This window comes from Haloarcula onubensis, from assembly GCF_031624605.1.
Taxonomy (GTDB): domain Archaea; phylum Halobacteriota; class Halobacteria; order Halobacteriales; family Haloarculaceae; genus Haloarcula; species Haloarcula onubensis.
In genome coordinates this window covers 262,994-275,398 of sequence record NZ_JAMQOS010000005.1, presented here as the reverse complement: position 1 = coordinate 275,398, position 12,405 = coordinate 262,994, and the positions used below count along the sequence as shown (strand labels likewise).

18 protein-coding genes are annotated in these 12,405 nt (G+C 68.9%); 8 read left to right on the top strand and 10 right to left on the bottom strand.

Annotated features, from left to right (window positions below; genetic code table 11):
* The first annotated feature begins 19 nt into the window (after positions 1 to 19).
* The 5 genes from NDI86_RS16020 to NDI86_RS16000 all read left to right on the top strand — a co-directional run bounded on the left by NDI86_RS16020 (position 20) and on the right by NDI86_RS16000 (position 3,058).
* Positions 20 to 895 (top strand): GAF domain-containing protein, encoded by an 876-nt coding sequence (locus NDI86_RS16020; RefSeq protein ID WP_310901449.1) that lies wholly within the window; start codon positions 20 to 22, stop codon positions 893 to 895.
* Position 896: 1 nt separating this feature from the next.
* Complete coding sequence (locus tag NDI86_RS16015; RefSeq protein ID WP_310901448.1) at positions 897 to 1,553, top strand: DUF7504 family protein; 657 nt, start codon at positions 897 to 899, stop codon at positions 1,551 to 1,553.
* 38 nt (positions 1,554 to 1,591) lie between these two features.
* The gene (gene purS / locus NDI86_RS16010) at positions 1,592 to 1,846 is read left to right on the top strand and encodes a phosphoribosylformylglycinamidine synthase subunit PurS (protein ID WP_310901447.1); all 255 of its coding nucleotides are present in this window, start codon (positions 1,592 to 1,594) and stop codon (positions 1,844 to 1,846) included.
* A complete protein-coding gene (purQ, locus tag NDI86_RS16005) occupies positions 1,843 to 2,520 on the top strand; it encodes a phosphoribosylformylglycinamidine synthase I (RefSeq protein ID WP_310901446.1) in 678 nt (225 codons plus the stop codon). Before purS ends, purQ begins: the two co-directional genes overlap by 4 nt.
* Positions 2,521 to 2,758: 238 nt before the next feature.
* Entirely contained in the window at positions 2,759 to 3,058 is a 300-nt protein-coding gene (locus NDI86_RS16000) for a DUF7967 family protein (RefSeq protein WP_310901445.1), read from the top strand.
* Positions 3,059 to 3,088: 30 nt separating this feature from the next.
* On the opposite strand, the gene NDI86_RS15995 is transcribed toward NDI86_RS16000, so the two are convergent.
* From NDI86_RS15995 to NDI86_RS15985, 3 genes are read right to left on the bottom strand one after another with little or no spacing between them, the layout of a single operon-like run.
* Entirely contained in the window at positions 3,089 to 3,484 is a 396-nt protein-coding gene (locus NDI86_RS15995; RefSeq protein WP_310901444.1) for a DUF8147 domain-containing protein, read from the bottom strand.
* Positions 3,485 to 3,502: 18 nt separating this feature from the next.
* On the bottom strand, positions 3,503 to 4,579 hold the full coding sequence (locus NDI86_RS15990; protein ID WP_310901443.1) for an archaeosine biosynthesis radical SAM protein RaSEA: 1,077 nt from the start codon (positions 4,577 to 4,579) through the stop codon (positions 3,503 to 3,505).
* A gap of 33 nt (positions 4,580 to 4,612) precedes the next feature.
* Positions 4,613 to 5,008: a VanZ family protein gene (locus NDI86_RS15985; RefSeq protein ID WP_310901442.1), complete on the bottom strand. Its 396-nt coding sequence runs from the start codon at positions 5,006 to 5,008 to the stop codon at positions 4,613 to 4,615.
* A 136-nt stretch (positions 5,009 to 5,144) separates the two neighbouring features.
* On the opposite strand from NDI86_RS15985, the gene NDI86_RS15980 reads away from it, so the two are divergent.
* Positions 5,145 to 6,194 (top strand): zinc-binding dehydrogenase, encoded by a 1,050-nt coding sequence (locus tag NDI86_RS15980; RefSeq protein WP_310901441.1) that lies wholly within the window; start codon positions 5,145 to 5,147, stop codon positions 6,192 to 6,194.
* Between the two features lie 21 nt (positions 6,195 to 6,215).
* Here NDI86_RS15980 and arcS read toward each other — a convergent pair whose 3' ends face one another.
* The 3 genes from arcS to NDI86_RS15965 form a co-directional block, all read right to left on the bottom strand.
* Positions 6,216 to 8,003, bottom strand: coding sequence for an archaeosine synthase subunit alpha (arcS, locus tag NDI86_RS15975; protein ID WP_310901440.1), 1,788 nt, complete (start codon positions 8,001 to 8,003; stop codon positions 6,216 to 6,218).
* A 68-nt stretch (positions 8,004 to 8,071) separates the two neighbouring features.
* Positions 8,072 to 8,224: a DUF8143 family protein gene (locus NDI86_RS15970; protein WP_310901439.1), complete on the bottom strand. Its 153-nt coding sequence runs from the start codon at positions 8,222 to 8,224 to the stop codon at positions 8,072 to 8,074.
* Positions 8,224 to 8,442: a zinc ribbon domain-containing protein gene (locus NDI86_RS15965; RefSeq protein ID WP_310901438.1), complete on the bottom strand. Its 219-nt coding sequence runs from the start codon at positions 8,440 to 8,442 to the stop codon at positions 8,224 to 8,226. Before NDI86_RS15965 ends, NDI86_RS15970 begins: the two co-directional genes overlap by 1 nt.
* Before the next feature lie 128 nt (positions 8,443 to 8,570).
* On the opposite strand from NDI86_RS15965, the gene NDI86_RS15960 reads away from it, so the two are divergent.
* Together NDI86_RS15960 and NDI86_RS15955 are read left to right on the top strand one after the other, a co-directional pair.
* A complete protein-coding gene (locus tag NDI86_RS15960) occupies positions 8,571 to 8,825 on the top strand; it encodes a hypothetical protein (RefSeq protein WP_310901437.1) in 255 nt (84 codons plus the stop codon).
* A gap of 49 nt (positions 8,826 to 8,874) precedes the next feature.
* Positions 8,875 to 9,540, top strand: a complete 666-nt coding sequence (locus tag NDI86_RS15955; RefSeq protein ID WP_310901436.1) for an NAD-dependent epimerase/dehydratase family protein — start codon at positions 8,875 to 8,877, stop codon at positions 9,538 to 9,540.
* A 46-nt stretch (positions 9,541 to 9,586) separates the two neighbouring features.
* On the opposite strand, the gene tgtA is transcribed toward NDI86_RS15955, so the two are convergent.
* Genes tgtA through NDI86_RS15935 form a run of 4 tightly spaced genes read right to left on the bottom strand, consistent with a single transcriptional unit; the run spans position 9,587 to position 12,391 of the window.
* Entirely contained in the window at positions 9,587 to 11,059 is a 1,473-nt protein-coding gene (gene tgtA / locus NDI86_RS15950) for a tRNA guanosine(15) transglycosylase TgtA (RefSeq protein ID WP_310901435.1), read from the bottom strand.
* Between the two features lie 25 nt (positions 11,060 to 11,084).
* Positions 11,085 to 11,531: a type II toxin-antitoxin system VapC family toxin gene (locus NDI86_RS15945; RefSeq protein WP_310901434.1), complete on the bottom strand. Its 447-nt coding sequence runs from the start codon at positions 11,529 to 11,531 to the stop codon at positions 11,085 to 11,087.
* A complete protein-coding gene (locus NDI86_RS15940) occupies positions 11,528 to 11,803 on the bottom strand; it encodes a hypothetical protein (RefSeq protein WP_310901433.1) in 276 nt (91 codons plus the stop codon). The genes NDI86_RS15945 and NDI86_RS15940 overlap by 4 nt, the downstream gene beginning before the upstream one ends.
* Before the next feature lie 42 nt (positions 11,804 to 11,845).
* Positions 11,846 to 12,391 carry an NUDIX hydrolase gene (locus NDI86_RS15935; protein ID WP_310901563.1) on the bottom strand — a complete coding sequence of 182 codons (546 nt, stop codon included), beginning with the start codon at positions 12,389 to 12,391 and terminating at the stop codon, positions 11,846 to 11,848.
* Positions 12,392 to 12,405: the final 14 nt, after the last annotated feature.

Genomic DNA, 12,405 nt, shown 5'->3' with positions numbered 1-12,405 from the left:
TCAGCGAATACGCGAGCACGTGAGTGACGAGCTGCCCGCCGTCGTCTGTGCCGACGCCGACGAGGAGAGGCGGACGACGACGGTCGAAGCGCTGGAGACCGGGGGATTCGAGGTCCGTGCGAGCGAGTCGGTCGCGGCCACGGGGGACGCTATGGACGACAGCGTCGGCTGTGTCGTGACGACGGCCACGCTGCCGGACGGCGGCGCGTTCGACGTGGTCGAACTGGTCCGGGAGCGGTATCCAGACTGCCCGTGTGTGCTCTTTACCGGCGAAGCGCCGTCGGACTTGCCACGGGGCGGGCGCGACCAGGTGGTCGAGTACGTCCCGCGGACAGTCCCGGACGCCCACGAGCGCCTCGTCGACGTCGTCATGGCGGCCGCGAGCGGGGCCACGCAGCCGGCGTATCCGGTGCCAAGAGACGAGAGCGAACGGATTGCGGCCCTCGAAGCGTACGACATCGACGAGCTGGCCGCGTTGGACGCCTTCGACCGCCTGACCGCGCTGATAACCAGCCACTTCGACATCGACGTGGCCTTCGTCGGCCTGGTCGACGCCCACGAGGAACGGTTCGTCGCCTGCGAGGGGGCGAACTGGCGGACGCTCGACCGCGAGGACACCATCTGTACGCACACCATCCTCACCGACGAAGTGATGGTCGTAGAGAACGTCCAGGACGACCCCCGATTCGCCGCCAACGACCGCCTCGACGAACTCGAGATACGGTCCTACGCCGGTGCGCGCGTCACCGACGACGACGGGACGGCGCTGGGGGCGGTCTGCTGTATCCACGGCGAGCCGAGGTCGTACACGCGGGCCGAGCGCGACGACCTCCGCCGGTTCGCCGACGAAGTCGAGGAGCAACTGACACTGCGGCGCCGGCTCGGGGGTGTCTGAGGTGGCGACACGGCACGGGAGCCGGTACGAGTTCCCCGGCCTCCCGGTGGAGAGCGTCGACGCGGGGACGAACCTGTTGCTGACCGGACCGGCGCTCGGCGGCACTCGCGAACTCCTGCTCAGGCTCCTCCTGGGCGAGGACGGCGTACTCGTCATCACGGCCGACACCAGCGCCCGCAACGTGCTCGAAGCGTTCGAGGGCGTCGGCGGGCGACTCGACCGCGAGCGGGTCCGGGTCGTCAGCTGTACGCAGGAGCGCGCCGACGACCTCGGCGAGTTCGTCGCCTCGGTCGGCTCGCCGGGCGACCTCACCGGCATCGGCATCGAGTACTCCAGTCAGTACGAACAGGTGTACGCCCGCGGCTACGACACGGTCCGGACGGGCATCTACACGCTGACGCCGCTGCTGGTGTACAGCGAGGACGTCCGGCCCGTCTTCCGCTTTATCAACACGGTCACCAGTCGCATTCGGACCGCCGACGGGCTGGGCGTCTGTGCCATCGACCCGTCGGCCCACGACGAACGCGTCGTCAACAGCATCGCCCAGCCGTTCGACGCCCGCGTCGACGTCCGGGAGAGAGAGGGCGCCCTCGAACTCCGGGTCACGGGGATGCCCGACCAGCCCGGCGAGTGGACGGCCGTGCCGGCGCTTTCATAACACAAGCGTTTTCTCCGCCGCCTGCCCGGTGTGCAGTAATGACCGCCTTTACCGCGACCGTCACGGTCCGGCTGAAACACGGGGTGCTCGACCCCGAGGCCGAGACCACCCAGCGCGCGCTCGAACGCCTCGGGTTCGAACTGAACGACCTGCGTAGCGCCGACGTGTTCGAACTGGACGTCGACGCCGACAGCGCCGACGCCGCCGCCGAACGCGCCGAGGAGATGGCCGAGCGGCTGCTGGCGAACCCGACCATCCACGACTACGACGTGGCGGTCGCCCAGCAAGAATGACGATAGCAGTCATCCAGTTCGGCGGCTCGAACTGCGACCGCGACTCGGTGCAGGCCCTGGAGTCGATGGGTCTCGACGCCGAACTCGTCTGGCACGAGGACGGCCTGCCCGAGGACACCACGGGCATCATGCTCCCCGGCGGGTTCTCCTACGGCGACTATCTGCGAGCCGGCGCGATGGCCGCGCGCTCGCCCATCATGGCCGCGGTCCGCGAGGCCGCCGCCGACGGGACGCCGGTGCTTGGCGTCTGTAACGGGGCCCAAATCGGCTGCGAGTCGTCGCTGACTCCCGGCGCGTTCACCACCAACGAGAGCGCCCGCTTCCAGTGTGAACACGTCCATCTGCGCGTCGAGAACGCCGACACCCCCTGGACCAGCCAGTACGAGGACGGCGAGGTCATCGAACTCCCCATCGCCCACGGCGAGGGCCGCTACGAGATTACGGACGACCGACTGGACGAACTCGAAGCCGGGAACCGCATCCTCTTCAAGTACTGCGACGCCGATGGCGAGGTGACGCCCGAGGCCAACCCCAACGGCTCGAAACACGCCGTCGCCGGCGTCACCGGCGAGTCCGACCACGTCGCCGTCATGATGCCCCACCCCGAGCGCGCCTCGCTAGAGGACCTGGGGCGGACCGACGGCCAGCCGGTGCTTTCGGGCTTCGCGGAGTAACGACTGCACCGGGGATTCTCTCGTCCGAGGGGGTACAGCGCCAGCCGCAAGGCTGGGCGGTTCGTCCAAAGGGATAGGATGGGGCCAGTGGAGCGTGTGACGTGGTCCGCGGCCCCTACAGCCCACTTGGATACCAGTTGGTAAAAACACGAGCCTACCGGAGTGAAAGTGAAACTGGTCGGTTCACGCAGTGAGACCCGTCACCACACTCTTTTCGCTCGGGTACGTAGTCGGCCGTATGAACAGTGACGAGACAGCGGTGACCGAGGAGACCGTCCGGGTGTGGCTCGTCGAACGGACCTACGGCGACGACGAGCAGAACATGATCATCCTCACCTACGCGACGCCGGACGGCCGCCGGGACTTCCGGAAGGAGCGAGCGCTGACCTCCTACACCGGCGACCACCGCGAGACCCCCGTCTCGATGACCGTCGACCCGGACAACCTCGGGAGCGTGGACGACACCGAAACCCGCGAGCGCTACGCGACGGAGGCCGAGCGGATGCGGGAGAAACACGACCCGGCGGCGACGCTGTGAGCCCGTGGCACTCGCCCCAGACCGCGTCGGTTATCGGGCGGTCTCGCGGCCCGTAGACCCGAGTGCGAGATACACCGCGGCTGTGGCTGCCAGCCCGACACCGACGGCCACCTGGGTGGTGAGGAGGGCGCGCCCGACGTTCACGTAGGCGAGTGCGAGAACCGCGAGCACGGCGGGGCCGAACGCGGCGTAGGCGAACACCGCGCGGCGGCGGGCCGGGTGCAGCTTTGCGGCGTTGAGTGCGACGGCCATGAACGTGGCGAGGCCGGCCAGCAGGCCGAGCGGGAGCGCGACGAGCGCGGAGAAGGCGACGTCGAGGAGTTCGACGAGCGGCGTGGCTATCAGCAGGAACGTCGTGGCGGCCGCGCCGACCCCGGCCAGGAGCGTCGACGGGCCCAGTCCAGTCGTGTCGACGACGTCATCCATCGTATCTCACTCCCGGAGCTACCGCGCCAGCGGCGAGGCGTAGCTGTGCTCGCGTGCCAGGACGGCCTCGTAGGTCGCCTCACAGTCACAGCTGACCTGCTCGAAGACGCTGGGGTCCTGGCGCAGGTCGAAGTCCTTGACGGCGCGCTGGACCCGGTCGTCACACTCCCCGCAGTTGTGCGGGCCGCGGTCGCTGCCGTGGCCGACGGGGTCCGAGACGACGATGACGTCCTCGTCCGCGGTGGATTCCAGCACGTCGGCGACCGACCAGAGCCACGGCGGCCGGTAGCCGCCGTCGTGGTAGAGCTCCTCGACCATCGTGTAGCGCTGGACGTTACAGGGGTTCATCGAGACGGTGTGACAGCCGTCGACGGCGGCGCAGCGGCGAACGGACGATTTCATGTCTTCGACGGCCTCCGACTCCGTGAGGAAGGGCGGTTTCATGAGCAGATACGCCTTGACGCCCGCGCCCGCCTCCCGGGCCGCCCTACAGGCCTCCTCGAAGTCCGCGAAGTCGAAGTACTTGTTCACGCAGTCGTGGCGCACGCGGTCCGTGGCGGTCTCCAGGCCGACGGCCACGTCCGTCTCCAGTCCGGCGTCCACGAAGTCGCTCACGCGCTCGTCCTCGACGAAATCGGGCAGGGACTCGACGACGATGCGGTCGCGGTCGGCGAAGGTGTCGGCGATGGCCCGGCGGGTCTCGGCGGGCACCTCGCGCTCGTCGAGGAAGCTCCCGGAGGTGTAGATTTTGATGAGTCCCGACGGGTCGTCTGCGTTCTCTTCCTCGTGGTCCAGGCAGTGCTGTATCTGGGCCATGAGGTCCTCGTGGGCTACCTGTCCGCCCTCGACGGACTCGGCGACGTAGCCACACATCGTACAGCCGCCGGCGCGGGCCCACCGGCAGCCGCCGGTGTTCAGGATGATAGTCAGTGACTGGTAGACGCCGTCGGGCGTGTTGTCCTCGTCGAGCCAGACGCGCGTGGGCTCGCGGGGGTCGTAGGTGGAATCGTTGCGCGAGCGGACCTCGCGCATCACCGCGTTGTGGGCGTCCATCCCCTTGCCCTGCTCGTACACGTCGGGACTGGGCTTGCTCATTACGCCGCTCTTGCCGACGGGCACGTAAAGCCGCTACGCTCGGTCGTCCGCGTCGAGCGCGCCCACTCTCGCCGTCAGTGTCAGCCAGAGCGCGCCGCCGCCGACGGCGCCCACCGTGTTCGCGAGGGCGTCGGCCCCGCTCAGCGTCCGCGACGGGACAAAGCCCTGCAGGAACTCGATGCCGACGCCGTAGCCGACGGCGAGGGCGGCCACCAGCGCAACTGCGGCCATCGCTCGACTCCCGTGGCCCCACGCGAGCAGGCCGGTGAGCGCGGCGTAGCTGCCGGCGTGGACCCACTTGTCCAGCGCGATGCCGAGGAGTTCGGGCGCCGGACCGCCGGTCTCGGGCGCGGGCAGCAACGAGACGACAAGCACGAGGGCGGCGAAGGCTATCGCGGGGCGGTAGCGACGCCGCGTCGACCGGTCCATGTCCGCCGTTGTCGCCGTCGGCCGATAAGTCGCGCGGTGGACGGGCGCCGGCGAACCGCGGCGGTCGGCTCGCGGGGCCACCGGCCGCGGGGGACGTTGCCAGCAGTCTTTTCCCGGCACCCATCGCATACCTGATATGAAAGCAGCCCAGTTCGCGGAACACGGTCGCAGAGACGTCCTCGAATACGACGAGTTCGAAGACCCCGAAATCGGCCGCGACGAGGTTCTCGTGGACGTGAAAGCCGGCGCGCTGAACCACCTCGATGTCTTCACGCGGATGGGGCTGGGCGCGCTGGAGCGCCTCGACCTGGAGTTGCCCCACATCCCCGGCAGCGACGCCGCCGGCGTCGTCGAGGAGGTGGGCGAAGACGTCGCGCGGTTCGAACCGGGCGACCGGGTCGCGGTCGCCGCAGGGCTGGCCTGTGGCCACTGCGAGTTCTGCCGGGACGGCGAGCCGACGATGTGTACGGACTACCGGATTATCGGCGAACACGTCCGCGGCGTCCACAGCGAGCAGGCGGCGGTGCCCGCCGACAATCTCGTTCCCGTTCCAGACCACGTGGACTGGGAGATTGCGGCCGCGGCGCCGCTCGTCTTCCAGACGGCCTGGCGGATGCTCGTCACCCGCGCGCAGCTCCGGCCCGGCGAATCCATCCTGGTCCTCGGCGCCAGCGGCGGGGTCGGCCACGCCGCCGTCCAGATAGCAGACTACCTCGGCGCGGAGGTGTACGCGACCGCGAGCACCGACGAGAAACTGAACTACGCCGCCGAGGTCGGCGCGGACCACACCATCAACTACGACGAGGAAGACTTCGCCGACGCCGTCGCCGACGCGACCGACGGACGGGGCGTCGACGTGGTGGTCGACCACATCGGCAAGGCGACCTGGCAGGACTCCCTGCACAGCCTCGCGAAGGGCGGCCGCGTCGTCACCTGCGGTGCCACCACGGGCCGGGACCCCGAGACGGACATCAACAGCATCTTCTGGAACCAGCTGGAGATTTACGGCTCGACGATGGGATCGCCCGGAGAGGTCGACGACGTGCTCGAACTCGTCTGGGAGGGGGCGTTCGAACCGCGCATCCGCGAGACCCTGCCGATGAGCGACATCGAACGCGCCCACGAGATCATCGAGGAGCGCGAGGGGTTCGGGAAGGTCGTGGTCGTCCCCGACAGCGAACTGTAGCGCGCTGACTCCCCGCCCGGCCTACAGCTCCTCGACGTGGCGCATCTGGACGGCGATGCCCCGCGTCGAGGACTGCATCTCGGCGCCGTGCATCTCCGCACGGCCCACACCGAAGGCGGCGTCGCCTTGTACCACGACCTCGTCGCCGACGCGGATGTCGTCGCTAGCGTCGACGATGCCCGGCGCGAGCACGGAGCCGTGGGGGACGAACGGCTCTATCTCGACGGTCTTGGTCGGCACGTCGCTGTCGACCCAGCGGCGGGCGCCAGCCGTCGTCAGCGAGAGGACGCCGTACTGCTGGGCGAGCGCGGCGAGCTGTTCACCCTCGCTATCGTCCACCCGCAGTTGCGGATACCGGCCCTGCGTCGACACGTCGCCAAAGAGGTCGTCGCCGGCCCCCGCGCCGAACTGGTAGTCGGCGACGGCCTGTACCGTCCGGCGCTCGCGGGTGGACTTCCGGTACGTGTCCCACCCCTCCAGTTCCGCCGCGAGGTTGCCGAGCGAATCGGCCGTCGTCGGGTGGTCTCGGACGGTGTAAGTGAACTCGCGGCCCAGCGACTCGGCGACGCGCTCACAGATTTCTCGATAGCCTTCGCCGGGGACGTGCGCGATGACTTCGGGGTAGTCGGCGTCTTCGAGGTACGCCTCCAGCACCCTGGAGACGAACTCTATCTCGTTGGCCGACCAGTTGCCCGTCACCACCGAATCGTAGTGCTGGGCGGGGTAGGTGAGTTCCAGTTCCTGTGGGACGACGCCGATGGGCGAGGTCATCGAGACGACGTGGGCGCGCCACTGGACGGCGTCGTGGTACTGCTTGTGGCTCTGTGAGTCGCTGTAGGGCTTGCGGGCCGAACAGGGAACCAGGACGAGCGGCCGGTCGTCGAAGCGGGGCGTGTACCGCTCTGTGACCCGCTGGGCGAACCGTTGAATCTCGACGCGGCGGATAGCGTCCTCGGTGGCGGCGGCGAGTTGCGCCCGGCGGATGAGCGGCGTTCGCTGTTCGACGTAGCCGTAGCGCTGGTCGAGAATCCGGACCGTCGCCGTGAGCCAGTTGTCCTGGCGGGCCTGTCCCTCGACGTAGTCCCGCAGGCGGCCGTCACGAATCCGGCGGCGGACGCGGGCGAGTTCCGCGGCGAGCGCGCGGACGTTGTGTTCGGCGCAGTCGCTGCGGTCGAACTCCTCGCGGGACCCCTGACAGGCCGGGCAGGCACACGGCAGTTCCTCCAGGTCTTCGAGGAAGTACGCCTCGTCCGTCGTCAGATAGCGGCCCTCGGTGCCCCGGACGACGGCCCGGTGTGGGTCCACGAGGTCGACACCGGCATAGACCAGCGTCGCGACGTTCCGGGGCGTAGCGACGCCCGGCAGGTAGAGCGCGGTGTCGGCGGGGACGGCGTCGTTGACCGTCGTGACGGCGTCTACGAAGGCCGAGCCGTGGCCGACGTAGCCCGTCGCACCCGACAGCACCGTCACGTCGGCAGCGTGGTCGCCGGCGGTCGTCGGCGAGACGACGGCGCCGCTCGGGAAGTCGGCGTCGGGGTAGTCGTCGGCGAAGGCCTCGGCCACCTCGTCGGGCGTGCCGGCGGGCAGGCCACGATGGGGGAGTACTGTCACCGCCGCGTCGTCGCCCTCGGGGGGGTCGGGCTCGCTCGGCCAGCGGCCCCCGGCGTCGCGGAGGACGGTGTGTACCCGCCCCGGCGTGTCGGCGTCCACGTCGTCGACGAGGGCGGGCGTCGGCACGGACTCGGCGAGGCGCAACTCGCCGATTCGTGCGGCCCCGTCGCGCTCGTGGACCTCGAAGTAATCGGTCATAGTGGCTTTGAGCCACGGGCGACCAACTATCTTGCCTTTGGCGGACCGCCGTCGTCGGACCGTGAGAGCTACCTGTCCCGGCGCACCGTCCGCTCGGCCTCAGCGCGGTCCATCGTCTCGCGCTCGTCGCGTTCGGCCCGGACCAGCGCGAACAGGGCCAGCGGCGCGCCGACGGCCAGCAGGAGGACGAGGACCGCAAACAGGGCGCTGGCCGCCGCCATCAGCCGAGGAAGACGTCCACGATGTCGCTGCTGCCGGCGGTCCGGTCGCGGTAGAGTTCCGAGTAGCCGCAGTTGGTACAGGTGACCACCTTGAAGCTGTTCGTCTGGATGTCGAACATCTTCGAGAGGCCGCCGCCGGTCGTGGAGATTTCGCCGACCTCCGTCTCCGTGTGTCCGCACTTCATGCAACCGCGGGAATCGTCTGAGTGGGGGACCATGAGTCATGATTCCGGCCGCCGGCTGTTAAATCTGACCGTCGTATGTGAATGAGCCACACACGGAGAGAGCCGACGGTCACCGTCGGGACATCAGGGCGCTTTTCGCCGTCGAAGCCCGACCGGACGGCATGGTCGGGTCACGCACCCTGACGGCGGCCGCCGGTCTCCTCGTGAGCCTGCTCGTCACGGCCGCGCTGTGGTGGTACTTCGATACCCTGCTCGTCTTCCTGTTCCTGCCGTTCGTCCCGATTCTCTTCCGCGGCCTGGGCGAGGACGGTCCCACCGTCGTCCAGGAGTGCCCTCACTGCGGTTTTCAGGCGACTTCGGAGGCCTACGACTACTGTCCCCGGGATGGGAGCCGACTGGAGTCGGCCGAGCGGTGACGACCTGTTGGCAGCGGAGAACGTTTCCGTCTCCGGACCAACGGTGGCTATGGAACTGGTAGTCTTTGGCGGCAACGGCTTCATCGGCCGGCGCGTCTGCCGGCGGGCGGTCGAGGCGGGTCACGACGTGTGGAGTATCGCCCGCAGCGGGCCGCCGTCGCCCGACCAGCGAGGTCCCTGGGCCGACGCGGTGACCTGGCACGCCGCGGACGTGTTCGCGCCCCAGGAGTACCGCCACGCGCTGGCGGGCGCCGACGCGGTCGTCCACAGCATCGGCATCGTCGAGGAGTCGCCGAGCGAGGGGGTGACCTTCGAGCGGGTCAACGGCGACTCGGCTATCCTCACCGCCCTGGAGAGCGAGCGCGCCGGCGCCGACCGGTTCGTCTTCGTCTCCTCGGCGACGACGCCGCCGACGGTCCGGGACGCCTACCTCACCGCCAAGCGGCGGGCCGAGGCGGCCATCGCGGACCTCGATATGGCGACCACGGTACTGCGCCCCGGCGCGGTGTACGGACCCGACCAGCCCCACTTCCCGTCGGTGCTGAACCGGCTGCTGACCCTCGTTGGCGGGTTCGACCCGGTCGCCGAGCGGCTGGGCGATGGCCGGCCCCTCGACGTCGAGACCGTGGGGAAAGCCGTCTCCGATGCCGCGGTCGGTGGGGTGAGAGATGCTGACCCGCTAACCGTCGAAGAGATAGCGGCCCACACCGCGTGAGTTGCACCCGTCTCTGGTCGCTCGACCCTCCCAGACCGTCGGTTTCTCACTCCCGCGCGTGGAGGTCCCGCACCCGAACGCCGTCGGGAACCCGCGCGAGCGCCGCCTCGGGCCAGTCGTCGTGGACGAGCGTGAAGGAGGTGTCGGGGTGGCGTTCGACCAGGCGGGCGACGCCGTCGGCGGCCGCTTCGCGGGCGGCGCGGTCGGTGCGCTCTGGCACCTCTGCGGTCAGCGGGTACGTGTCGGCGAGTTCCCGCGGATAGGGGCCAAAGGGGGGCAGGACGCCCCAGGTCTCGTCGTAGCGGTCGTTCGAGCCGCCCTCGGTGAGCAGGACCTCGTCGGCGTCGAGTTCGAAGCGGTCCAGGCGCCGGTGGTGGCGCAGTACTTCGGGCCGACGGGCGCTCTCGGTCGAGGTGTAGAAGAAGGCGTCCTTCGAGACGCGGTCGGTCCGTTCGAGTTGCGCGGCGTGGTCGAGCAGGGTGCGGTAGCCGTCGAGCATCGCCGGGTGGCCCCGCGCCCGTGAGTCCACGAGTTCCAGCAGGTTCCCGGCGCGGATGGCCTGGCGGACGGTGCGAATCTCGCCGTAGGTGACGTGGAGGTTGTGACGAGCCAGCAGGTCCTGTCGACTGTCGTCGTCCAGCCCGCGCAGTTCGTCGGGCGTGTGGTCGGTACAGACCGGACAGTGGCAGGGGAAGTAGTCCAGTTCGTCGAGCAGTTCGGTGCCCCGCACAGTCAGGTAGCGGTCGTCGCGGGCGTACAGCGCGTAGGCGGCGGAGTCGAAGAGGTCACAGCCCAGCGCGGCGGCCATCGCGAACATCATCGGGTGACCCGCGCCGAAGAGGTGAACGGGGCCGACTTCGCCGAGGCCGCGCTTGCAGGCCGTAACGACCTCGGCGAGGTCGGCGTAGCGGTACTCGTTCAGCAGGGGGACGACGGCGCCGAGGGGGAACACGTCGAGGCCGGTGGTTCGGGCGTGGTCGGCGGCCCGCTCGCGCAGGTCGGGGTACGTCGACCCCTGGACCGGCGCGGAGACGAGCATCTCGCCGGTGTCGGCCGCCGCGGCGGTTTCGAGGCGGTCCTGCGTCGTGGCGAGTTCGGTCTCGGCGCGGTCGCGGTCGACGTCCGGCGGGGTCGGGATGTCGACTGGCGTCCCGATGTCGCTGCCAATCGCCCGCTGGAACTGGAGTATCTCCTCGGTCGTCACGTCGATGTCGCCGTACTCCGCAAGCTGAAACGACCCAGAGTCGGTCATGATTGCGCCCGAGAAATCGAGTAAGTCGTGCAGGCCCCGCTCCAGTGCCGGCTCACGGAGTTCCTCGGAGCCGTGCAGGATATAGCTGTTCGTGATGAGAATCTCGGCGCCAAAGTCGGATTCGAGCGCCGCCGGGTCGACCGTCTGGACGTGGGGGTTCACCACGGGGAGAATCGTCGGCGTCTGGACGGTGACGCCGGCCCGCGGCACCGAGAGTTCGCCCAGGCGGCCCGCGGCGTCGTACTGGCGGACCTCGAAGTTCGTCATTGCCCGGTCTGGGCGTGGCCCGCGCCTAAGGGTTGTGTTCCTCGGCGACGGCCGGGTCGGTCCGGTCGACGATACCGTCGAAGTCGTCGTCGAAGCTCAGGACGGTGTCGATATCGTGTGTCTCGGCGTACGCGACGGTGGTCGCATCGGTGAAACTCAGGCGCTGGTCGTCGTACGCCTCGAAGACATCGACGGCAGATTCGAACGTCGATGGCGAGAGATGTTCAAGGCGGAATAACGCGGGAAACTCACCGGCGCCGCGAAGTCGGCGGCCGACTTGCTTGGCTTCGGCGTGGCTATCGGTGCGTGTGAGCGTCAGTGTCACCGTTTCGTCGTAGATGTAGTCGGTGAGGAACGGCTGCCCACAGGCACCCCGAAGGACGGCGGCGATAGCCGCCATCGCAGTCTCGTGTCGGCTCGCACCCCGGTCGGCTTGCGCGTAGAACACGCCGGAGTCGACGAGTATCGTCATCCGTAGAGGATGTCGTCGATGTCCGCTTCGTCGGTTTCGGTGCCCGAATCGAAGGTATCGTCCAGAAACGCGTCGATGTCAGCCTCGGATGCAGGCACCGTCGACTCGCGGAACGAATCGACCACGTCCTCGCGCGAATCGTAGGCGTCGTCGATGAGCCGCGAGAGCAGTTCCTGCTGTGTCACGTTCTTGCCGGCCTCCAGTCGAATCTCCGCCTGGAGCTCTTCGAGGCGGGCCTTGGCCTCGTCGTCGACTTTGACCGCCGTCGTCATAGTTACTCAGTAACGCTCGTTACTGAATAAACGTTCGGCCGCTCACCGCTCGAACAGCGCGTAGTACATGACACCGACCGCCGAGCGCCCGTCCCGCAGTTCGCCGTCGCGAACCGACGCCAGCAAATCGTCGAACGCGGTCGTCTCCACGCGGATGGACTCGTTGAAATCGAGGTCCTGCTCGGCGGTCGGTGAACAGCCCTCGGCGAGGAAGTAGTGGAACACCGAGTCCGCGTAGCCGTTGGCTGGCTCGGCGGTGTAGAGATGCCGCACACTTCGGGCCTCGTAGCCGGTCTCCTCGCGGAGTTCGCGGGCGACGGCGGTCCGGGGCTCGTCGTCCTCGTCCTCCACGCTCCCCGCCGGCAGTGCGCGGTTGACGCGCTTGACCGCCTGGCGCCACTCCTCGATGACGACGACGTCGCCGTCCCCGGTGAGCGGGAGTACGACGACGCTGTCGCCCTCCCGCAGGAAGTCGAAGTCCGTCTCGGTGCCGTCGGGAAGTCGCACGTCCTCGTGGACGATATCGAATCCGGGACAACTGTAGGCGACGTCGTCGGCGAGCGTCTCCCAGGCGAGGTCGTCGGTCATGCCAGGCACTGTGA